Genomic DNA, 22,538 nt, shown 5'->3' with positions numbered 1-22,538 from the left:
CGTCGAGCTCGACGACGGGGTTGGCTACCTTGATCTTCGACATGGCTCGACCTCTCGCTGGTGGGATTCGGTTGCGGGCGTCTTAGCGGAAAAGCACAGGCTTGGGAAGGGCGGTATGCGATTGTATACCGACATGTCGCTGGTCTTGCGGGACCGCTCGTCGATGACTTCGTCACTCCTCGCTGGCGCCGCCTCCGACGAGGAGACGAAGTCGAACGAGGAGGGTCAGCCGAACCACGGGCGGGCCTTCTCGCGGACCCACGACCAAACGCCCGGCGCACCCTTTGCGATCTTCACCCCAACCCGGCTTTCCAACTGATCAAAGGTGACGTCGTAGGTTGCCCACGTCCCCCCACCGGACATCAGGTTGGCCATCACCGGCTGCGCCCGATCCAGGGACTTGGCAAAGACCGCGTCCGGGGTTTCGGCCGCCTCGAACTCTTCCCACAACGCACGAAGATCGCGCGCCAAGTCATTCGGGAGCAATCCGAATATCCGCTCGGCCGCCCGTGCTTCGGCCGCCATCGTCTCAACACTTGCATGGGCCGCGCCGTTTGCGGAATGGATCGGCACGTCGCCGACGTCGATCTCGACCAGGTCGTGGATCAGGAGCATCCGGATCACCCGGTCAATCGAAACCGCCGGCCCGGCGTGATCGGACAGGACCAGCGCGTAAAGCGCCAGATGCCAGCTGTGTTCGCCGGAATTCTCGGGCCGCGAGCCATCGACCAATGTCGTCGCGCGCAGGACTTGCTTCAGCCGGTCGGCCTCGTTCAGGAAGGCGAACTGGGCTTCCAGCCGGTCGCTCAATGGCCCATGCCACCCATGTCGATGGGTGCGACGGGCTCTTCCTCGATTTCGCCCCGCTTGGCGGCCAGCGCCTTTTCCAGGAAGTCGCGGCCGCGGCGTTCGGCGAGGCGGACGCGGATCGAGGTTGTGAACGCCTCCTGAAAGGTGGGCGAGGCGGCCTGCACCACGCGGGCCACTTTTTCCCAGAACGTATCGTCGTCAAGCTCGACTTCGGCGGCGAGGACGTCTTCAGCCAGCTGATCGGCCAGTTCCTGAAGCCTCGACATCTTACCGCGTCGCCTCGGTCATCCGGCGGCGGACGTAGTCGCTGACGGTCTGGATCATCGGTTGCATATGGGCCTCTTCGTCCTTGAAGAAGTGGTCCGCCCCCTCGATCTCGGTGTGGGTGATAGTGATCCCCTTCTGCTCATGGAGCTTGTTCACCAGCGACTTCGTGTCCTTCGGGGGGGCGACCTTGTCGGCGGTGCCGTTGATGATCAGGCCCGAGGACGGGCAGGGGGCAAGGAAGCTGAAATCGTAGAGGTTCGCAGGCGGGGCGACCGAGATGAAGCCGGTGATCTCGGGGCGGCGCATCAGGAGCTGCATGCCGATCCAGGCGCCGAACGAGAAGCCGGCGACCCAGCACTGCTTGGAGTTCTGGTTCATCGCCTGCAGGTAATCGAGCGCGGAGGCGGCATCGGAAAGCTCACCAATGCCCTGGTCATATTCGCCCTGGCTTCGGCCCACGCCACGGAAGTTGAAACGGAGGACCGTGAAGCCCAGATTGTAGAAGGCATAGTGCAGGTTGTAGACCACCTTGTTGTTCATCGTACCCCCGTAGGCCGGGTGGGGATGCAAGATGATCGCAATCGGCGCGTCGCGGTCCTTCTGCGGATGGTAGCGGCCTTCCAGGCGTCCGTCGGGACCGGCAAAGATAACCTCGGGCATGGGCCTCTTCTCATGAGGGGAGCGCGCGATTTCTTGACGCTTTCGCTCGACTAAAATAGAACCGTTCTAAAGTGGCCGAAGCCAGCTTTTTTGGGGTTGGTCTGAGGTAATGTGCGCCGCGGGCGGCGTCAATGCAGTTACGCCCTTGGGCGGTGGATGGGCAGCAGGAGGCGGCGATGAAACTTTCGACCAAGGGGCGCTATGCGATGGTGGCGCTGGCCGATCTCGCGCTGGCAAAGGGCGATGACCTGGTGTCGCTTGCGGAAATCTCGAAGCGGCAGGACATTTCGCTGCCCTATCTGGAGCAGTTGTTCGTGAAACTGCGCCGGGCGGGGCTGGTGGAGGCGGTGCGGGGGCCCGGCGGGGGTTACAAGCTGGCCAAGAGCCCGGATGCGATCCGGATTTCCGAGGTGATGCAGGCGGTTGAGGAGACCGTGGATGCGATGCACACCGGGGCCGGGGCCTCGGGCGCGGTGTCGGGGTCGCGGGCGCAGAGCCTGACGAACCGGCTGTGGGAGGGGCTTTCGGCCAACGTGTACGTCTTCCTGCATCAGGTGCGGCTTTCGGATGTGGTAAAGAATGATCTGACACCTTGTCCGGCGGTGCCGAACCTCTTCCGCGTGGTGGATGAAGAATGAGACGCTTGTTCCTTTGCCAAGCGCCGGGGGTTTTGCACCCCCGGACCCCCGCAGGATACTTGGACAAAGATGAAAGAGCTTGCGAGTGACCAGGGTCTACCTTGACTGGAACGCGACCGCGCCCCTCCGGCCCGAGGCGAAGGCCGCGATGGTTGAGGCGATGGAGGTGGTCGGGAACCCGTCGTCGGTTCATGCCGAGGGGCGGGCCGCGAAGGGGCTGCTGGAGCGGTCCCGGGCGAAGATCGCGGCAGCTTTGGGGGCGGAGGGGGCGGATCTGGTCTTCACCTCGGGCGCGACCGAGGCGGCGGCTTTGGCTTGTGCTGGGCGGGGGCTCCATTGCGCGGGGGTCGAGCATGATGCGGTTCTGGCCTGGTGCGCGGCCGATCTGCCGGTGGATGGGCAGGGCCGGGTGACCGTGGCCGATCCGGCGCGGGCGGCGCTGCAGCTTGCCAACTCCGAGACGGGCATCCTGCAGGATCTGCCAGCGGGTCTTGCGGTCAGCGACTTGACGCAGGCCTTCGGGAAAGTTCCCTTTCCCTTCAACTGGCTCGGGGCCGAGATGGGCCTGATCAGCGCACACAAGCTCGGCGGGCCGAAAGGGATCGGTGCGCTGGTCGTGCGGCAGGGGATCGAGGTGCCCGCGCAGCTGAAAGGCGGCGGGCAGGAGATGGGGCGCCGGGCGGGAACCGAGAACCTGATCGGGATCGCGGGCTTTGCAGCCGCCGCAGAGGCCGCCGCCCGTGACCTTGCCAACGGCGTCTGGGACGAAGTCGCCGAAATTAGAAATATTCTAGAATCAGAGTTGTCCACCGCGACAATTGAGACTATTTCAGTCGGGAATGGTTTGCCCCGGCTGCCGAACACGCTTTGCCTGATCGCTCCCGGCTGGAAAGGCGAGACTCAGGTGATGGCGATGGATCTGGCCGGGTTTGCCGTCTCGGCGGGTTCGGCCTGCTCCAGCGGCAAAGTGCGGGCCAGCCGCGTCCTGACCGCGATGGGCTTTGACGAAGCCCGGGCAGGGCAGGCGATCCGGGTCTCGATTGGCCCGGGGGTGACGAAAGACGATGTGGGGCGGTTCGCGAAAGCCTGGACCGCCGCCTATGCCAAAGCCCGCGCGCGGGCTGCGTGAAAGCCAGGGCCCGCATGGGCCAAACTTATAGGATGGGCCAATGACCGCCGTTCTGGAGACGACCGAGCCGCTTGACGTCCGTGAGGGCGTGGACCGCGAGACGATCGAGACTGTCCAGGCGATGGCCGGGAAGTACAAATACGGCTGGGAAACCGATATCGAGATGGACTACGCCCCGAAGGGGCTGTCCGAAGACATCGTCCGGCTGATTTCGCAAAAGAATGGTGAACCGGAGTGGCTGCTGGAGTGGCGGCTGGCGGCTTACCAGCGCTGGGTGAAGATGGAAGAGCCCCGCTGGGCGATGTTGAACTACCCCGAGATCGACTATCAGGACCAGTTCTACTACGCGACGCCGAAGAGCATGGCCAAGAAGCCGAAAAGCCTGGATGAGGTCGATCCGAAGCTTCTGGCGACCTATGCCAAGCTTGGGATTCCGCTGAAGGAACAGATGCTTCTGGCCGGAGTTGAAGGTGAGGCCGAGCCCCGCAAAGTGGCCGTCGATGCGGTTTTCGACAGCGTTTCGGTCGGGACCACGTTCAAGGCAGAGCTGGCCAAGGCCGGGGTCATCTTCTGTTCGATCTCGGAAGCCGTGCGCGAACACCCGGAGCTTGTGAAGCAGTACCTTGGCAGCGTCGTCCCGCCGACCGACAACTTCTTCGCCACGTTGAACTCTGCGGTCTTCTCGGACGGCTCGTTCGTCTACATCCCGAAGGGTGTCCGCTGCCCGATGGAGCTTTCAACCTATTTCCGGATCAATGCGGAAAATACCGGCCAGTTCGAGCGGACGCTGATCATCGCCGACGAAGGGTCCTACGTGAGCTACCTGGAAGGCTGCACCGCACCCAAGCGCGACACGAACCAGTTGCACGCTGCTGTGGTCGAGATCGTGATCCTGAAGGATGCCGAGGTGAAATACTCGACCGTCCAGAACTGGTATCCGGGCGATGAAAACGGCCTTGGCGGGATCTACAACTTCGTCACCAAGCGGGCCGATTGCCGGGGCGACCGGGCCAAGGTGATGTGGACTCAGGTCGAGACCGGGTCGGCGATCACCTGGAAATATCCGTCCTGCATTCTGCGCGGCGACGACTCTCAGGGCGAGTTCTACTCGATCGCTATCGCGAACAATGCCCAGCAGGCCGATACCGGGACGAAGATGGTCCACCTTGGCAAGCGGACGAAGAGCCGGATCGTTTCGAAGGGTATCTCGGCGGGGCGGGCGCAGAACACGTACCGGGGGCTGGTTTCGATGCACCCGAAGGCCAAGGACAGCCGCAACTATACCCAGTGCGACAGCCTTCTGATCGGCGACAAGTGCGGGGCGCATACGGTGCCGTATATCGAGGTGCGCAACAACTCCTCCCGCGTGGAGCATGAGGCGACGACCTCGAAGGTTGACGACGACCAGCTGTTCTACTGCCGCTCGCGGGGCATGGACGAGGAAGAGGCCGTGGCGCTGGTGGTGAACGGCTTCTGCAAGGAGGTTCTGCAAGCTCTGCCGATGGAATTCGCGATGGAGGCGCAGAGCCTGGTCGCGATCAGCCTGGAGGGCAGCGTTGGTTGACTTCATGTTGAAGTACGAGGGTTGGTTCGTTACGGCAGGACGATTTAAGTCGACCATCGTAGGAGTGGCGGTCGGAAGTCTCTTCATACCGTTTGCGCTTGTGGGTTATGGTTTGGCGGGCTTCGTGTTGAGTTTCTTCGTCTACTTCCCGCTGCACTTTTGGCTGACCATTTCGCTCTTCTTGGTGCTTTTTTCTTCTTATGAGCGTGAACGTCTGTTGGGCGGTAGTTACTCTGCATTCGGCGGATTTTTCGCACGCATGTTCAGCCCCTTTGGTTTGTTTTGTTTGGGCTGGTTCTACGCGTTGCTAGGGCTCGGTTTTGTGACTGGTACGGTGGACTGACACGTAGGCGATGAGGCACGACAAATGATCATCAGCACCACCCCCTCGCTGGAAGGCCACCGGATCACCCGCTACCACGGGATCGTGACGGGCGAGGCGATCCTTGGCGCGAACATCTTCCGCGATCTCTTTGCGGCGGTGCGTGATGTCGTCGGTGGGCGCTCGGCGGCTTATGAAGAGGAGCTGGCAAAGGCTCGCAAGACGGCGCTTGTCGAGTTGGAAGAGGCCGCGCGAGAGCTTGGGGCGGGGGCTGTGGTCGGGGTCGACCTCGACTACGAGGTGATCAACAACATGCTTATGGTCACGGCCTCTGGCACTGCCGTCGATATCGAGGTGGGCTGAGGCCCGATACGCAAGAACATGGCCCGCGCTTCGACTGCTCAGCGACCCGAACCCAAGGACCGGTCGGAAACCGTCCTCGTCTCGGCGATGCGCAACGAGGCGCCGTTCGTGCTCGAGTGGGTGGCCTATCACCGGGTCATCGGGATCGACCGGATCGTGATCTGCGCCAATCCGTCAAGCGACGGCACGGACCAGCTCCTCGCCGCGCTTGAGGGGGCGGGGGCCATCACCTACCTGCCCACGAACCCCGCGCCCGACCAGTCCGCGCTGGAGGCGGCGCTGGCGGCGTTCGAGGCCAAGGTCGGTTATCAGGACGGCACTTGGTACGGCTGGCTTGATGCCGACGAGTTCCTGAACGTCGCCTGCGGGAACCGCACGGTGGGTGATCTTGTGGCAGCCCTGGGCCTCGCGCAGGGGATCATGCTGAACTGGCGGCTTTTTGGGACCAACGGGCATGACCATTTCCCGGGCCGCTTCATCTCGTCCGATTTCGACCGGGCGTCGGAACCCCGGTTTGTGGCCAATCTTGAGACGAAGCCCTTCTTCCGCAAGTCCGCCGCCGTGACCGGCTTTGCGAGGATCGGGCAGGAACGGCCTGCTCTGGCGCCGGGTCACACGCTTCGCCCGCAGGATTTCCTGGGCGGCAACGGCAAGCCGCTCCTCACGGACGAGCCGCGCAACCTCGACTGGCTCGCGGGCAAGCCGCTTGGCCGCACCAATATCGCCGCGCGCCGCGAGGCGGGGGCTGCCTTTGCTCAGATCAACCACTACGCCGTCCGGACGCCCGAGTTCTTCCGGCTGAAGCAGATGCGGGGGCGCGGTTACCTGAAAAGCGGAACGCAGTCCGGGCGGAAGCGCTATACCGAGACGTATTTCTCGCGCTTTGACCGGAACGAGGCCGAGGATCGCTCGATCCTGCACTGGGAGGCTGCGGTCACGGCCGAGATCGACCGCCTGCTTGCCATTCCGGCGGTGGCCGCGGCAAAGACCGATGCGGACCGGCTGGTCGCCGAGGCCTTGCAGCAGGTCGAGGCCGAGGATATCGGCTCGCCTGAGGGTGCGCCCCAACCGATGCAGAAGGTCATTCGCGGCATGGAAGCTGAGATGGAGCAGGAAACCGAGGCGCCCACGTTCGAGTTGACCTTCGCTCCGAAAGAGCGGCGGTTCGTCGAGCGGCATTATGAGAAGGCCAAGACGATCCTGGAATACGGATCGGGCGGGTCCACGGTCCTGGCCGCGAGGCTTGGCCGCGCGGTGATCAGCGTGGAAAGCGACAAGGCCTGGGCCGAGCGGATGGCAGCCGAGCTGGCAACGATCTCGGACCACGCGAAGGTCCACTATGCCGATGTCGGCGTGACCGGCCCCTGGGGCGTGCCGATGCGGCCGCGTGAGTTCCGCAAGTTCCACGCCTATGCGCTGTCGGTCTGGGACCGGCCCGATTTTCAGGAGCCCGACCTGGTGCTGATCGACGGGCGCTTCCGGGCGGCGTGTCTTGTCACCGTGATGCTGCGGGCGAAGCGGCCGACGACGGTGCTTTTCGACGACTATGCCAAGCGGCGCTACTATCACGGCGTCGAAGAGCTTGCCCGGAAGGAAGAAATGGTCGGCCGCATGGCCCGCTTTACCGTCACCCCAGGGCCGATCCCGCCGGGCATGATGACCCAGGCGATCGGCTGGTTCACCGATCCGCGCTAGACGCCCTTTAGTTTCAGGAACGAAAACATGCTTGAAATCAACAATCTGCACGTCAAACTTGAGGGCGAGGATAAAGTCATCCTGCGCGGTGTCGATCTGAAGATCGGCCCGGGCGAGGTGCACGCGATCATGGGGCCGAACGGCTCGGGCAAGTCGACGCTGTCCTATGTCCTCTCGGGCCGCGACGGCTATGAGGTGACCGAAGGTTCGGCCAAGCTTGAGGGGCAGGAGCTTCTGGAGATGGAGCCCGAGGAACGCGCCGCAGCGGGGCTGTTCCTTGCGTTCCAGTACCCGGTCGAAATCCCCGGCGTCGGCAATATGACCTTCCTGCGCACGGCGCTCAACGCGCAGCGCAAGGCCCGTGGCGAGGAGGAGATCACCGCGGCAGACTTCCTGAAACTGATCCGCGAGAAGGCCAAGAAGCTGAAGATCGACGCCGAGATGCTGAAGCGCCCGGTCAACGTGGGCTTCTCGGGCGGCGAGAAGAAGCGCAACGAAATCCTGCAGATGGCCATGCTGGAACCCCGGATGTGCATCCTCGACGAAACCGACTCGGGGTTGGACGTCGATGCGATGAAGCTTGTCGCGGATGGGGTGAATGCGCTGCGCGATGCCGGGCGGTCGTTCCTGGTCATCACGCACTACCAGCGGCTTCTCGACCATATCCAGCCGGACGTCGTGCACATCATGGCTTCGGGGCGTATCGTCAAGACCGGCGGGCCGGAGCTGGCGCTGGAGGTCGAGACCAACGGCTACGCCGATCTTCTGGGCGAGGTGGGTTGATGCCGCTGCCAAAGGCAAAGGAAGATGCGCTTTCTGCGCGGCTCGAGCGGCTTTCGCTGCCCGCTGGCAAGGGTTGGCTTGCCACCGTGCGGTCCGAGGCCCTGGCGCGGCTTCAGTCCATGGGCCTGCCTGCCCGCCGCGACGAATACTGGCGCTACACCGACCCGGCGAGCCTGAATGCCCCCGAAGCCCCGCCAGCCGCGCGCTTTGAGGCGGGTGATGAGACCCCCCCGTTCGAGGACATGGACGGGCTCAAGATCGTCTTCGTTGATGGCGTCTTCGACCCTGTCGCCTCGGACGACCTGACCCTTGCCGGGGTCCGCATCGAGCGTCTCTCGCAGGCGGGTGCAGCCGATATCCACTGGGCGCAAGCGATTTACGGAGCACTTGAGGCGCGCGGGCAGACCCCCGTGGCACGCCCCTTTGCCGCGCTGAACACGGCGTTCGCGACCGACGGCGTTCTTGTCCATGTCATGGGCAAGGCCGCCAAACCGGTTACGCTGGTTTATCGTCACGTATCAGAGACTTCAGATGCGATCCTCCATCATTGCGTGAAGCTTGACCCGGGTGCGGAACTCACGCTTCTGGAAAGCGGCCCCGCCGCCGCCCGCTTCTCGAAGGTGATGGAGGTTGATATCGCCGATGGCGCGGTCTTCCACCATATCCGCGTCCAGGGCCGTGACCATGAACGCCGGGCGATGACCCACCTTTTCGCCCGCCTTGGTGCGCGTTCGGAAATGCGGTCCTTCACGCTGACTGCGAACGGGCGTCTCACGCGGAACGAGGCCGTGGTGGAGCTGACCGGACCAGAGGGCCGCGCGCATCTGGCGGGCGCCATTGTGGGGGACGGCGACTTCCACCATGACGACACCGTGTTCGTTACCCATGCCGCCGAATCCTGCGAAAGCCGTCAGGTCTTCAAGAAAGTGCTGATGAACGGGGCGACGGGCGTCTTCCAGGGCAAGATTCTGGTGAAACCCGGCGCACAGAAGACCGATGGCTACCAGATCAGCCAGGCGCTGCTTCTGGACGAGGACAGCCAGTTCCTCGCGAAGCCCGAGCTGGAGATCTACGCCGACGACGTGAAGTGCAGCCACGGCTCGACCTCCGGCGCCATCGATGAGACGGCGCTCTTCTACCTTCGGTCGCGCGGGGTGCCCCGGCGGACGGCGCAGGCGCTTCTGGTGCTGGCGTTCCTCGCCGAGGCGATCCAGGAAATCGCGGACGAAGGGATCGCCGAAGACATCCGAGCGCGGCTGGAGCGCTGGCTGGCACGCCATGGGTCTAAGGGATGACAGTGTCCACCGACATGGTCGCCACCTGGCGGGCGCCACGCGCGGCGCTTCGTCGGCATCTGGCGCGCGGGGTGTCGGAACCCTTTGCCTTCACGCTGCTTCTGGTTTTCCTGATCCTGACCTTCATCGGCCAATGGCCCGCCGCTGCGCGCGATGCCTATTTCGCCAACGAGCCCTCGGCAGCGCCGCGCATCCTGGCGCGCGCCCTTGCGGTGCTTGCAACGATCCCGGTCTGGTATGCGCTGGCAGCGCTCAGCCGGATCGTTGCGCGCGCCTTGGGCGGGCAGGGCAGCTGGTACTCCGCCCGCGTCGCACTTTTCTGGGCCCTCGCGACGGTCAGTCCGCTGATGCTGCTGCAGGGCATGGTAGCCGGGATGATGGGGCCCGGCCCCGCGCTTTGGCTGGTGAGCACGATCACCGGGATCGCGTTCCTCTGGCTCTGGCTGACGATGTTGCATGAGGCTGAACGCGGATGACCCTGTCTGATCGCCTCCTTTCCCTCGCGCAGCTTACCCTGCAGGACCCGCGCGAGGCCACGCGTGCGCTTCTGGCCGAAGATGTCCCGATGGTGGCGCGGACGGCTGGGCTTCTTCTCGTCGCGGTGCTTTCGGCGATGCTTCTGACCGTGCAGGTGGGGTTGCAGCCCGAAGCGCTTGACCCCGTGACTGCCTTCATGACCGCCAGCCCGATCCGCGCGGCGGTTATGCAATGGCTGGTCTTCGCGGTGACGGTGCTTCTGATCCACAGGGTCGGGCACGCTTTCGGGGGGCGGGGCAGTTTCCCCGATGCGCTTCTGATCGTGGTCTGGTTGCAGACCCTGCTGCTTGGGCTACAACTTCTGCAGCTGCTGGCCACCCTCCTTTCGCCACCCATTGCCGTGGTGATCGGCCTTGCGAGCCTGGTCCTTTCGCTGTGGCTGATGACCAGCTTCATCGCCGAGCTTCACGGTTTTGCGTCCCGCTGGGCGGTCTTCGCCGGCATGATCGCCGTGGCCATCGTAACCGGTCTTGTCGTGGGCGCCGTTGTGGTCGCCATCGTCGGGCCAGAGGTATTCGTGCAGAATGTATGACGTCCAGGCCATCCGCGCCGACTTTCCGATCCTGTCGCGGCAGGTGAACGGCAAGCCGTTGGTCTATCTCGACAACGGCGCCTCGGCGCAGAAGCCGCAGGTCGTGATCGACGCGGTCACGCGGGCCTATTCCCACGAATACGCCAACGTCCACCGGGGCCTCCACTACCTGTCGACCGTCGCGACCGAGAAGTACGAGGCCACGCGCGGCATCATCGCCCGCTTCCTGAATGCCGCCTCGGAAGAGGAAATCGTCTTCACCACCGGCACGACCGAGGCGATCAACCTCGTCTCCTACGCCTGGGCCGCGCCGCGCCTGCAACCCGGCGACGAGATCGTGCTTTCGATCATGGAGCATCACGCCAACATCGTCCCCTGGCATTTCCTGCGCGAACGGCAGGGGGTGGTGCTGAAATGGGTCGAGGTTGACGCGAACGGCGATCTTGACCCGCAGGCGGTGATCGACGCGATCGGCCCGAAGACGAAGCTTGTCGCCGTCACCCACATGTCGAACGTCCTTGGCACCGTGGTCGATATCGCCGCGATCTGCCGGGGTGCGCGGGAAAAGGGTGTCCCTGTGCTGGTGGATGGTTCTCAGGCCGCGGTCCACATGCCCGTCGACGTCCAGGCTCTGGCTTGCGATTTCTATGCGATCACCGGCCACAAGCTTTACGGCCCCTCGGGGTCGGGCGGCATCTATATCCGGCGTGAGCGCCAGGCCGAAATGCGCCCCTTCCTCGGCGGCGGCGACATGATCCGCGAGGTCGGGCGCGACCGGGTCACCTGGAACGACCCGCCGATGAAGTTCGAGGCGGGCACCCCCGGCATCGTCCAGCAGATCGGCCTTGGCGTGGCGCTGGAGTACCTCATGGGCCTCGGCATGGCCAACATCGCCGCGCATGAGGGCAGCATCCGCGACTATGCCCGCGACCGTCTGGCCGGCCTCAACTGGCTGAACGTGCAGGGGAATTCGGCGGGGAAGGGGGCGATCTTCTCGTTCACGCTGGAAGGCGCCGCCCATGCCCACGACATCTCGACCATCCTCGACAAACGCGGCATCGCCGTCCGCGCTGGCACCCATTGTGCCATGCCGCTGATGGAGCACCTCGGCGTCACCGCCTCCTGCCGGGCATCCTTCGGGCTTTACAACACGGTCGAAGAGGTCGACGCGCTGGTCTCGGCGCTGGACCTGGCGCATGAGCTTTTCGCCTGAAAATGAAACGGCCCGGACCGAAGCCCGGGCCGCCCTGTACTGAAGTCAACCGCTTAGAACGACCACTTCATCCCGATAACCGCAGCGCTGTCGCTCATGCCCGCACGGTTGCCATAGTTGTCGGCATGGACCACCTCGAACATCATCTCGGAGTTGTCGCCCATCGGGACCTGATAGCTGATCGAGATGTCCATCTGGCGTTCTTCCGGTGCCAGATCGATGCCGACAGACCGCATCTCGGTGCGACCTTCGCCAAGCGAAACCGGGACCATCATTTCGGCCGAGCCCGAAGTGACAGCGATGGGCATCGAAACGCCAAGGGCCAGCCGGTCGCCCTTGGCGAAAACGCTCCGGCTGCCGATGTCCAGACCAACGCTGTTGAAGTTGGCCGAGGACACCGCCGACATCGCTGCCGGAGCCCCAAGATCGGCCACGCCAATCTCGCCCGACAGGGCGAAGAATCCGCCGTTGCCGACGTCATGCGACAGCCCCAACGTCAGCGCTGCCATCTCGGCACCACCGGCACCGTTTCCGTCGCTGAAGCCCATGAGCGAACCATTGTCGCGCGCCAGCTTGACGCCAACGTCCACCTTGAAGTCACCGTCGGTGAGCGTCCGCGAAACCGCGACACCATAGCTGTCACCGCCGCTGACCAGAACGGCAGCGCGCGTCCGCCCGTCCGGCCCGTTCAGCTCCAGCGTTGCACCGGGATGCGAGGCAAAGGTCTCGGCCAGCGGGTTCAGCATCTTGGTCCGCTCGACTTCATAGTCCTTGCTGAAGGCCCGCGCGGCGACAGCCACGGCCAGCGGCTCAGGCTCGGCCGCCGAAGCGAAAGACTTCGCAGCGACATTGAAGCCACCGGCCAATTGGTCCGTTACCGTAAGGTTGATCCCCTCAAGGCTGCTAGTGACAGCGTCACCCATCGCGCCGCCCGTCGAGAAACCAAAGTCTTCGGTCGTGATCTTTCCACCGTCAGCGGTTGCCAAGGTGGTCACGCCGATCGGGAGGAGTGCTGCACGGATATCAAGGAAACCGTGGCCGAATTCGAGGGAATACTCGTGATTGAAGACGCCCGCGCCTGGGTCAACGTCGACAACACCTGTACCTGCATTGCTAAAACCGGTGAATGTATTGTCTGCCGAGGCCAGAATGCGTGCCCGCAGCTGATGTGGTGTCAGGTTTGGGAACGCTTCCGCCAACAGAGCAAGCGCGCCGGCAACCTGCGGCGCCGCGAAAGACGAACCGGTGCCCTCAGCATATGCGGTGTTGGACGTGTCACTTGCTGATACCCAGTAACCATCGGCCATCAGACACCAGGCCGCAGCACCTAGGCAGGGGGCCGAGACCCGTTGGGCCCCGTTTACGCCGTTGTCATCGAAGATAGGGATTGCGTTTCCTACCGCTAGCCAGCCCGGCGTGAGGCCCGGCTCAAATATCGGTAGCGCCTCCATCAGGCCTGCAGTCGTGGCATTTCGATCATTCGAGACGGCAAAGATGACGACGCCGCTGTCTACGCCGTTGTTGACGGCATAGTTCTCGAGAGCTGTAAGCCAAGTTTGCCCGGCAGAGTTAGCAAAGATTGAATCATATCCCGCCTGGTTCGCGAAAGCCAAGGTAAAGCCCCACGAATTGTTCTGGGCCACAGCCCCCCGCAGACGAGCGGCATCTGCGGCAACGGCCAAGTTGGCGAAGTTGTTGTTTCCCCAGTTACTTAATACTAGGTCAGCTCCGGGTGCAACGCCCACCATACTCGGAGAATTGCCAGCCGCGATTGATGCCACCTGCGTTCCGTGCTCGTCCAGGCCTGGGTTGCCGCTCGTTGTGATCGACTTGCCTGCAAAGGCCTCATGAGTTCTCCGGAACCCTGCGTCGACGATCGCAATGACCTGACCAGCGCCAGACAGACCGAGAGCATGCGCGTAGTCCACCCGCGACGAATGGAGTGGGTTTCCGAAGACCGGGCTGCCATTCACTGTGAACGTGCCATTTTGGAGCCGGAAGCGGGCGGAGTTATCGCGGAAGCTTGCCGCCGCTGCGCGCCATTCGTCGGTGATCGACGCCATGAAGTACGACCCGAACGTCCCGGATCCGCCGGGGCTGGCGGTGATCGTGTAGAAATCGCCGAGGGGATCACCTTCCTCCCCGCCGCCGCAGGCCGCCAAAAGCGCCAGGCACGACAACGACAGCAGCAACGAGGACTTCCGGCGGGGGTGGGGCGGCATGGGGGAGGGCATGGCAGTCTCCTCGATGAATTGTGACTATGTGTTACTCCGCCGGTAACTACAGATTCGGTCAAGACATTGCTGTCTTTGTGGCAAATTTTCCAAACTCTACCGTTACACCCCGTCGCTTTTGGCGGCACAACCGTTTGCCGTTGAAACCGGCACGGCCTTCGGCTAAGGACGGCCTCAGGCACCCGTAGCTCAGCTGGATAGAGTGCTGCCCTCCGAAGGCAGAGGTCACAGGTTCGAATCCTGTCGGGTGCGCCATTTCTCCTTGAAAATCAATGACTTGTGCTGCTGCAGGCTGTCTCGCCAGCCCGCGACATGCCAGAACGTACAGGCAGTCAAAGATCAGGCGCCTCGTTAGACGACGGATCGCTGACTGCGGGAAAGCAACCGCAAAAGGCTCTGTCAGAAGAAACTGGCTTGAGGCGGGCAGGGCGTCCGTCTAGCTTTGGCAATGACCCAACGCTCCCCTTTCCGCTATTTCAAGACCTCGCCCGAGATCATCCGCTTGGCGGTGATGATGTACATCCGGTTCCCGCTCTCCCTGCGCAACGTCGAGGACCTTCTGCACGTTTCAATCAGGAGCGCACCCTCCACAACCGACGGAATTTCAAGCTGAACCGTGCTGCCGCTCTCGCCGAGTGGCGTCTACTCTGCACAGCCTGAGGCCCGACGGGTTTGGGCAAACAGAGACGAGCTCGCACTAGTCTGCCAGCACCCTGTAGCGGCCACCCGAGAGCATTACACAGTACTGTCATGGATCTGAGATAATCCAAGACGGGAGATGTCCCTATGGTTTAGCGCGGGTAAGGAATTCTGCACCTTGCGCGTGTGCTTTCACAGATGACGCCCTAGCAAGTTTCTATATCATAGTCGTTTAGCTGAATCGTGTAACCTGAGGTTGTCGATGAACGCACCATCCGATTTCATTCAAGCGGAACGAATACTTAAGGTCGATAGCCCGCTCGGAGCGGATGTTCTTCTGGCGCAGAAGCTGACGTGGCGGGAGGGGATATCGGAGCTTTTCGAGGGCCGGGTTGCGGTGCGCTCGAAGAACCAGGATCTTCGGGCGGGGGATCTTCTGGGCAAGGCGGTTGATGTCTCGGTTGAACTTGGTGCGGGTGAGCGACGGACCTGGAACGCGATTGTCACCGATCTGATTGCTGGCCCCCGACAGACGCGGGGTCTACGCCACTACGAACTGGTACTACGGCCCGATGTTTGGCTTTTGTCGCAGACCTCGGACTGCCGGATCTGGATGGACAAGTCCGCACTTGATGTCGCGGTGGAGCTTCTGGGCGAACATGGGATCGCGGCCCCGGTGACCGACGGCGTGGTGGGGGAGGTGCCCAAGCAGCATTATTCTGTCCAGTGGAACGAAACCGATCTCGACTTTCTGACCCGTCGGCTTGAAGAGGACGGGCTCTTCTACTGGTGGACCCACGAAGCCGGATCGCACCAGATGCATATTGCCAGCCATGCCACAGGCTATACTGGCGGCGAGGACGTGCGCTTTGCCCATGGTTCGACCGACCGCAACCACATCACTCGGTTTGAGACGACCTTCCGCTACCTGCCAGGCAAGTATGCTGGGGCGGATTGGAACTTCACCACGCCTGGCCAGGTTCCAGGTGGTGCCTCGCCGTCCCTCGTGAGCCTGCCGAAGAACGGCAATTACGAGCGCTATGAATACCCGATTCTGGCGGGCTATGGCTCGGGCGGCCGGGCGAGTGAGGGGATCGAGGACGGCGCGGTTGAGCGGGCCGTCAAGTTGCGCATGCAGGCGCAAGAGGCCGAACATGCGCGGGTCGAGGGTGGGTCGACCGTGCGTACCCTTGCGGTCGGCGCGAAGTTCACACCTTACGATGTTGCCAACCCCGATAACACCTTCGACCCCCACGTGATCCTGGCGATCGAGCATACCTCGGTCGATACGAGCTATGAAAGCGTGGCGAACCAGCCGGAATATGAGAACCGCTTCCTTGCGATCCCTGCCGGTGTGCCGGCAACGCCGGGCCACCGGACCACCCGGCCCCGGATCGACGGCGCGCAAGTTGCGATCGTCGCCGGGCCAGAGGGCGAAGAGATCCACCCGGACGAATACGGCCGGATCAAGCTCTGGTTCCCCTGGGATCGGCGCGCGAAGAAGGACGGATCAGATACCTGCTGGGTGCGCGTGATGCAAAGCTGGGCTGGTGGCAGCTTCGGTGCCCAAGTGATCCCGCGGATCGGGATGGAGGTGATGGTCAGCTACCTCGATGGTGACCCTGACAGACCGGTGGTCACCGGCGTGGTGCCAAACACAACGCAGAAGGTTCCTTATGATCTGCCTGCTGACAAGACGAGGATGGTGATCCGCTCCAAGAGTTATAAGAGCGAGGGGCGCAATGAGCTCACATTCGAGGATGCCACGGGCAATGAAAATTTGTTCATGCATGCCTCGAAGGATCAGACGACCAAGGTTCTGAACAACCGTGCGAAGCGCGTTGAAGCCAATGAGGTTGCGAGCATCGGCCAGAACCGCTCGGTCGAGGTAGGGCAGAACCAGAAGACCGAAATCGGCAATTCGATGAACCTGACGGTGGGCGGGACGGGCTTGCAAGCGCTTGGCCTCATGAGCCAGCTTGCGAGCCTTGCGCCGCAGACGGCAGGACTTTTAACCCAGGCAGGCGCGGTGGCGGGCGCGGGCGGCCCTCAGGCGGTAGCGCTTGGCGGCATGGCGATGAGCCTTGCAAGCTCGGCGCTCGGGTTTTTCTCCGGTGGGGGCCTTTCTGGCCGTGAGGGCGTCGTCTCCTCCGGTGACACCACGGCCAATGCGGGCGATGCCCTGCGCAAGAACGCCGCGCAGGTGGGCGAGGATGCGGGCGGCATCCTTTCGGGCCTGCCCGGCATGATGAACACCGTCATCGGCTCCTTCAACACCAGATCTGTCGGCATCGCAGATGTCCAGCAAGTCGGGGTATCAAAAGTTACCAATGTGGGGCAAACTAACTATCTCAACGTTGGCAAAGTTCATAAAATTACGGTTGGTGAAGAGTTTGTTATCGAAGTTGGAGCCAAGGACGATAAGCCTGGCCGCTCTTTTCTTATCATGAAAAGCGATGGGACAATCATAATCAAAGGCAAGAAATTCCATTTTGAAGCTGAAGGGCCGTTCAATCAGATCGGCAAAGTCATTGATCTCAACTGACCTATCATGACTGTGGTTCTGAACCATACGTCATTGGCGCATTTGCGATTTTCCAACACGGACAATCGCGGATATGAGTTTGGTGTTTTGATGCTGAAGGCTACGTTTGATATAACCAAGGATGGCCAGTGCATACTGGCAGCCGAACAAGAGCCCTTCAATTTCACAGACGTGCCGCATGGTGTGGTTAATGAGAGCGCTCTGAAACACCCATCAGATTTTGTTGCTTGGAAACCTGTGACCGATGTTATCGTCAACGCAGTCGCGCATGCTCCAAAGGGTAAGCCTTTGCGTCAATGGAGTGCGGGGCTTCAAGTTGTCGACGCAGCGGGATCTATCGTTGAGAAGGCGGTGAATGTTTTAGGCCCCCGCTTCTGGGAACCGACGTGGCGGCGGAACCTCACGGAACGCGAAAAGGAAGATTGGCGACAACATCGGAAATGGTTCTCCGGCTGGAAACTCACCGAGCCGGAGCCAGCGATGTCAGTGCCCATGAGATACGAGTATGCCTTTGGCGGGACGATCGAGAAGAAGATCGATGAAAGCGCAGCACCTCATATCGAGGCTTATCCTCATAACCCGATCGGCTGCGGTCTGATCGATCCGGATTGGACCGACCACTTGGAGAAGCAGCCAGCGCCGCAGATCGAAGCGATCAACGAACCTATAGTCTCTCACAGAACGCAGTATCGCCCCGCCGGACTCGGTCCGATTCCCGCCGCGTGGCTACCTCGCCTACCACTCGCGGGCACTTATGACCAGAACTGGATTGATACGATCTGGCCGCGTTGGCCGCCGGATTATGACTTTGCTTTCAACAATTCCGCGCCCGACGGATTGAGATCGGCACGCGACTATCTGACCACACCATTCGCCGTTGATTTGCTCAATCTCCGGTCTGGCGGGGGCAAGACCAGGATTGACATACCAGAGATCGATCCGATCTTGATCTTCGCAATGGCCGACGGAACCGACCACTTCGTTCGTCCGGCTCTCGACACGATTTACCTCGACATTGCCGCAGATGATCTGTTCGATTGCCGCGTCAGTCTAACGTGGCGGACTGCCTTTCACCGCGCTGACACGGAGTCGATCGACATTGCCTGGCTTTCGCCGGCGGAGCACGCTGAATTGGCGAAGGAGGATATCACCATCCGTACCGCATTGACGCCTTCGGAATGCGGCGAACCCTGCGACCAGTTTTTTCAGATGGAGCCAGCGTCATGAATGTTCCGATATCCGCCCGAAAGGACGGTACCCACTTCATCTACTCGATCGCGCCAGATGTTTGCTGGACACCTATGGGAAGCGGTAAGGTTGCTGTGCCATATAATTCGATCGCCTTTCTTGATCCAGCTGCACGCGTGTCGCGCACTGTGCGCAACAACAGCGATCCTGATTTCCAGCTGAACAGCCGTGCTACTGTAACGATCGGTCATGAGCCAGGTACGCTTAAGGGCGTGAAGGTGCCGGGCTACAAGTCTATTTCTCATGTCCGTGTCGCCGAGCGCACGATCTATTCGGAAGGTTGGGCTATTGTTCGTGACGGTGATCCTGCTTGGGTCAACCGACCCGACTATGGTGCTGTCGAGCCGAGGCGCCAAAAAAGCACTGAAACTATCCCGCACGCTTGAGGTGGTAAGTGCCACAAGATGATCCATTAGTACCTTTCTATGACCCCCACTTCCCGGGGGGTGGAGTCGTACCAGTCACGAATAATGACGGTGCTGACAACAATTCTGTTGTTGACGGAAATGCGGCTGGGCGAGTTAATGACGGGCTAGATCCAGAAGAACAGGAAATCAAGAGGGAGTTAGAAGAGTTCATCGCTGAAAAGAAGAGAGAAATTGCAGATGCTCAGGCTGAAATTGATGAAATCAAAGACTTTCTTGAAGGTGAAACGGATCCGACCCAAATAGAAGCTCTAACTGATGATCTGAGGCACGCTGAGGCAGATCAGCTTCAATCTACCATTGACTTAATGGTTGCAGAGCAAGCGGGCGTAATTGATTCTTTTGAGGCTGTTCGGAATGATACGATTTTGTATTGGTCGGGGATTATCCCAAATTGGGATGAAATGAGTGGGCAGCACAGATTCAATAGTACAATCTTAGAAGGTGGAGCATATCTAAGGGGGTACGGCATCTATACGTCGACCGCCGAGCAGCTGTTGGATTTTTTGTCGCCAAATAAGGCCGGTCAGCTTGGAGGGCTCGCCGGCGAAGGGCTTAAAAAAGCCTTGGGTCGTTATTGGAGAAGGAGACTCTTGAGGCAGCTGCGTGAGGGACGAAAGAGAGCTCAAGAGCGGATTAAGCGACGTGCGAGTCGCAAGCGTCGTGGCAGAAGCTGTAGAAACACAGGTAACCCCACCTATGTCGTGACAGGCTCGCCAGTCGCCGTAGAAACCGTCTTCTCAATTCCCGGTCGTATTCCGTTTTCGTTGGACAGCGTATTCGACGGCCAATCTGGTACGATGGGCCCGCTCGGTCGGAACCGCCTGTCTGCACTCGATGCGGTCATCACCAGGGAAGAGGATGGCCGCCTCAAGTATCTTGACGACGAATTGGACCCTGTGTTCTTTGACCAACCCTCACCGAATCCGGGTGCTGTGACCGAAGGCGATACACTGCGTTACATGACGCTGAAACTGCTGCCAATGCGCGGCTTTGCCATGGTGGAAGAAGGCCTGACACAGCTGTTCCAGAAGTACAAAGATGGCGCCTGGCGTCTTGTTGGTATCGAGAACAAGAATGAAGAACGGATTGTTCTTCGCCGGGACGCAGAAGGACTTCTTGAGCGGATTGATCATCCGGAAGGGCTGTCTGTACACTTTGACAATGACATAGCGCGCGGCCTACGGCTTGCCGCGCATCTCGTTGCGCCCGACGGTCAGCGCAAGGCGATTGCCCGTTATGAGTATGACGATCGATCCAATCTTGTTCGGCTTGAAGCGCCCTATGCGACCACTCTGACCTATAAGTATGATGGAAAGAACCGACTGATCGATACTATCAAGGATCATGGATATCGCTCGTCGCGTAGCTACGATGACGAGAACCGCGTTGTTGGTACGGTAACGAACGGCCCCTATAATGGTGACCGTTTCGAGTACGATGACATCAATCGGATCACGACCTACTTTCCGGGGGGTGACCCGGAGAAGCTGCAGAAGTTCTATATTGACGACATGAAGAACGTGCGCGCTGAGGCCAACGCGCTTGGTCATTTCAAGCGTACGCTGTTTGACGAGACCGGCAATGTCGCAGCCGAGGTGGATGCCGAAGGTAATGCGACGCGTTACACCTATGATGTGCGTGGCAACGTTAAGTCAGTGACCGATCCGGCAGGCCGCGAGAACACTTACTACTGGACAGCTTCGGGCAAACTTGAGATCGCGATCGACAACGACGCTAGCTCCTGGGACTACGAGTATGACGAACGCGAAAATCTTGTGGCAGTACAAGACCCGCTTGGGCACCGGACGGATATCGTCAATAACCATTTGGGGCAGCCGCTGCGCATCATGCGCCATGACGGCCTGCTGGAAGTAAGAGAATATGACGACTACGGTCGCCTTGTTGAATTGATCGATTATCGCGGCGCAAAGACAGAGTTTACCTATGACAGCTTCAATCGCGTCATATTGATTTGTGATCCGTCGGGCGCGGAAACACGGCTTGACTACACCGACCAGCGGGGCTTCGATTTCTACAAGCCCTCACGTCTGACCCGGCCTGACGGCGCTGCTATCAGCGTAAGCGCCTCGGCGGGTGAAACAAAGGTCACCGATGCGGAAGGACGCACGACGACCTACAGTTTCGGCTTCGGCCCGAACAATCTGCTTACCCGCGTCAAGGATGCGCGCGGCGGAGCAGTTCGCTTCCACTATGATGGGCTGGAACGCCTGGTTCGCATCGAGAACCAGAAAGGTCTGTTCTGGACGTTCGAGCGCGATGCTGCTGGTCGCGTCATCCGCGAGACCGATTTCGACGATCGCAGCATTTCCTATGCCTATGATGCTGCAGACCGGGTGATCGAGCGAGAAGAACCCGACGGCGTCATTATGCGCTATACTTATGACCCTTCGGGGCTGATTACCGAAGAAGCACTCGTCGAGCCTAACGCCGACGACCCCCGAAACCCTCTCATAAGCAGCACGCGCTATGAATACGATCTCACCGGCTTGCTGGAAAGCGTCGAGAATGCCGAGGCTCGGATTGTCTTTGACCGGGACAAGATGGGGCGGATCATCTCGGAACGGATCACGGGGCCGGTGATCGGCTCACGCCGCATTGACAGCGCCTACGATTGCTGCGGCAACAGGACTGAGAGAAAAGTCGGCCCTTGGCTGCGACCCTATCAGATCGCGTCACTTGGCGAGACGATCGGCGACACTGGTCCTATCATACCGCCGCCGGGGACACGGCTTTCCGAAATGGTCTATGATCCGCTCGGAGCTTTGAAATCCCTCGCGATCAGTGGCATGAAAACCCTGACAATCAGCCGCGATGCGATGGGCCGCGAAGTCCGTCGCGACGGTACGAAGGGCTTTGTGCTGGAGCAGTCGTTTGACGCAATGGGTCAGTTGACGCAGCAGCGCGCCGGCAAGTCCGGTCCAGCTTTGCCTGTGCAGCCGATGGCGGGTGCTTTGCCAGAGATGGTGGAGCGCGCCTATGGCTGGAGCCGCGCCTACGAACCTGTTTCGATTGCCGACCACTTCGGCGAACGGAGGCATGTTCACGACCAGAACGGCCAACTGACCGAAACCCGCTTCGGCGACGGACATGCGGAGCGTTTTGAGTATGACGCGGCGCTTAACTTGCTCGGTTCGGAAGGGGCAGGGCCGGACGGCATCTCTAAGATGCCGGTTCGCCGCTCTGCAGCCGGGCCGCCGTTGGTTCTGACGCCTTGGCAGATCTCATCGGGCGGACGGGTGCGACAGGCGCATGGGCCGCGGGGTGAGCGGATCGGCCTCACGTATGATCAACGCGGCCGCGTGAGCGAGCGTATCGTAGAGCGCAGCGGCTTCCGGTCGCAACGCTGGCGGTATCGCTGGGACGGGCGTGACCGTCTTGTCGGCTGCACCACACCCGACGGTTCGGTCTGGGCCTATGGCTATGATGCCTTCGGCCGCCGTTTGTGGAAGCGGCAAGTTTCCGGCGCCGAGGTGTCACGAGGTCGTCGTGCGCCGGACATGGCCTATCTCTGGGATGGCGATCTTCTGGCGCAGGAGGTTCCGCTTGGCGCCTCCGGGCCGGATTGGGAGAAGGCGGTCACCTGGCACTATGAGCCCGAGAGCTTCCGCCCGCTTC

The 22,538-nt window shown here is 61.3% G+C and carries 19 protein-coding genes, 1 tRNA gene and 1 pseudogene; 17 read left to right on the top strand and 4 right to left on the bottom strand.

Annotation, left to right across the window (positions count from 1 at the left end):
• Positions 1 to 225: 225 nt before the first annotated feature.
• From ACRCSW_RS13810 to ACRCSW_RS13800, 3 genes are read right to left on the bottom strand one after another with little or no spacing between them, the layout of a single operon-like run.
• Entirely contained in the window at positions 226 to 810 is a 585-nt protein-coding gene (locus ACRCSW_RS13810; protein ID WP_438705950.1) for an HD domain-containing protein, read from the bottom strand.
• Positions 807 to 1,076, bottom strand: a complete 270-nt coding sequence (locus ACRCSW_RS13805; protein ID WP_438705948.1) for a hypothetical protein — start codon at positions 1,074 to 1,076, stop codon at positions 807 to 809. Before ACRCSW_RS13805 ends, ACRCSW_RS13810 begins: the two co-directional genes overlap by 4 nt.
• 1 nt (position 1,077) lies before the next feature.
• Positions 1,078 to 1,737, bottom strand: a complete 660-nt coding sequence (locus ACRCSW_RS13800) for an alpha/beta hydrolase (RefSeq protein WP_438705946.1) — start codon at positions 1,735 to 1,737, stop codon at positions 1,078 to 1,080.
• A 176-nt stretch (positions 1,738 to 1,913) separates the two neighbouring features.
• Here ACRCSW_RS13800 and ACRCSW_RS13795 point away from each other — a divergent pair, with 176 nt between their 5' ends.
• The 11 genes from ACRCSW_RS13795 (at position 1,914) to ACRCSW_RS13745 (ending at position 11,808) form a co-directional block, all read left to right on the top strand.
• Positions 1,914 to 2,375, top strand: coding sequence for an Rrf2 family transcriptional regulator (locus ACRCSW_RS13795; RefSeq protein ID WP_438705945.1), 462 nt, complete (start codon positions 1,914 to 1,916; stop codon positions 2,373 to 2,375).
• A gap of 85 nt (positions 2,376 to 2,460) precedes the next feature.
• Entirely contained in the window at positions 2,461 to 3,504 is a 1,044-nt protein-coding gene (locus ACRCSW_RS13790) for a cysteine desulfurase family protein (RefSeq protein ID WP_438705943.1), read from the top strand.
• A 40-nt stretch (positions 3,505 to 3,544) separates the two neighbouring features.
• Positions 3,545 to 5,068 (top strand): Fe-S cluster assembly protein SufB, encoded by a 1,524-nt coding sequence (sufB, locus tag ACRCSW_RS13785; protein ID WP_438705941.1) that lies wholly within the window; start codon positions 3,545 to 3,547, stop codon positions 5,066 to 5,068.
• Entirely contained in the window at positions 5,061 to 5,411 is a 351-nt protein-coding gene (locus tag ACRCSW_RS13780; RefSeq protein ID WP_438705939.1) for a hypothetical protein, read from the top strand. Before sufB ends, ACRCSW_RS13780 begins: the two co-directional genes overlap by 8 nt.
• 24 nt (positions 5,412 to 5,435) lie before the next feature.
• Positions 5,436 to 5,753: a heavy metal-binding domain-containing protein gene (locus tag ACRCSW_RS13775; protein WP_438705938.1), complete on the top strand. Its 318-nt coding sequence runs from the start codon at positions 5,436 to 5,438 to the stop codon at positions 5,751 to 5,753.
• Positions 5,754 to 5,771: 18 nt separating this feature from the next.
• Positions 5,772 to 7,448 (top strand): glycosyltransferase family 2 protein, encoded by a 1,677-nt coding sequence (locus ACRCSW_RS13770; protein WP_438705937.1) that lies wholly within the window; start codon positions 5,772 to 5,774, stop codon positions 7,446 to 7,448.
• A gap of 27 nt (positions 7,449 to 7,475) precedes the next feature.
• Positions 7,476 to 8,231, top strand: a complete 756-nt coding sequence (gene sufC, locus ACRCSW_RS13765; protein ID WP_438705935.1) for a Fe-S cluster assembly ATPase SufC — start codon at positions 7,476 to 7,478, stop codon at positions 8,229 to 8,231.
• A complete protein-coding gene (gene sufD, locus ACRCSW_RS13760) occupies positions 8,231 to 9,526 on the top strand; it encodes a Fe-S cluster assembly protein SufD (protein WP_438705933.1) in 1,296 nt (431 codons plus the stop codon). Before sufC ends, sufD begins: the two co-directional genes overlap by 1 nt.
• Entirely contained in the window at positions 9,523 to 10,002 is a 480-nt protein-coding gene (locus ACRCSW_RS13755) for a YIP1 family protein (protein WP_438705931.1), read from the top strand. The genes sufD and ACRCSW_RS13755 overlap by 4 nt, the downstream gene beginning before the upstream one ends.
• The gene (locus tag ACRCSW_RS13750; RefSeq protein WP_438705929.1) at positions 9,999 to 10,595 is read left to right on the top strand and encodes a YIP1 family protein; all 597 of its coding nucleotides are present in this window, start codon (positions 9,999 to 10,001) and stop codon (positions 10,593 to 10,595) included. The genes ACRCSW_RS13755 and ACRCSW_RS13750 overlap by 4 nt, the downstream gene beginning before the upstream one ends.
• Positions 10,588 to 11,808 (top strand): cysteine desulfurase, encoded by a 1,221-nt coding sequence (locus ACRCSW_RS13745; protein ID WP_438705928.1) that lies wholly within the window; start codon positions 10,588 to 10,590, stop codon positions 11,806 to 11,808. The genes ACRCSW_RS13750 and ACRCSW_RS13745 overlap by 8 nt, the downstream gene beginning before the upstream one ends.
• Before the next feature lie 53 nt (positions 11,809 to 11,861).
• On the opposite strand, the gene ACRCSW_RS13740 is transcribed toward ACRCSW_RS13745, so the two are convergent.
• Positions 11,862 to 14,042 carry a S8 family peptidase gene (locus ACRCSW_RS13740; protein WP_438705927.1) on the bottom strand — a complete coding sequence of 727 codons (2,181 nt, stop codon included), beginning with the start codon at positions 14,040 to 14,042 and terminating at the stop codon, positions 11,862 to 11,864.
• Between the two features lie 178 nt (positions 14,043 to 14,220).
• On the opposite strand from ACRCSW_RS13740, the gene ACRCSW_RS13735 reads away from it, so the two are divergent.
• The 6 genes and pseudogenes from ACRCSW_RS13735 to ACRCSW_RS13710 all read left to right on the top strand — a co-directional run.
• Positions 14,221 to 14,297, top strand: a tRNA-Arg gene (locus ACRCSW_RS13735).
• Between the two features lie 193 nt (positions 14,298 to 14,490).
• Positions 14,491 to 14,607 (top strand): annotated as a pseudogene (locus ACRCSW_RS13730) (IS6 family transposase); the annotation flags it as partial.
• Positions 14,608 to 14,943: 336 nt separating this feature from the next.
• A complete protein-coding gene (locus ACRCSW_RS13725; RefSeq protein ID WP_438705925.1) occupies positions 14,944 to 17,226 on the top strand; it encodes a type VI secretion system Vgr family protein in 2,283 nt (760 codons plus the stop codon).
• A 6-nt stretch (positions 17,227 to 17,232) separates the two neighbouring features.
• Positions 17,233 to 18,453 (top strand): DUF2169 family type VI secretion system accessory protein, encoded by a 1,221-nt coding sequence (locus ACRCSW_RS13720; RefSeq protein WP_438705923.1) that lies wholly within the window; start codon positions 17,233 to 17,235, stop codon positions 18,451 to 18,453.
• On the top strand, positions 18,450 to 18,860 hold the full coding sequence (locus ACRCSW_RS13715; protein WP_438705921.1) for a PAAR-like domain-containing protein: 411 nt from the start codon (positions 18,450 to 18,452) through the stop codon (positions 18,858 to 18,860). The genes ACRCSW_RS13720 and ACRCSW_RS13715 overlap by 4 nt, the downstream gene beginning before the upstream one ends.
• 8 nt (positions 18,861 to 18,868) lie before the next feature.
• Positions 18,869 to 22,538, top strand: a 3,670-nt coding sequence (locus ACRCSW_RS13710) for a hypothetical protein (protein WP_438705920.1), incomplete at its 3' end; no start/stop codon positions are given.

Source organism: Tabrizicola sp., assembly GCF_051645465.1.
In the GTDB taxonomy this organism is placed as follows: Bacteria; Pseudomonadota; Alphaproteobacteria; order Rhodobacterales; family Rhodobacteraceae; genus Tabrizicola.
Note: the sequence above shows the minus strand (reverse complement) of the source record. Positions and strands in the feature narration are given on the sequence as shown.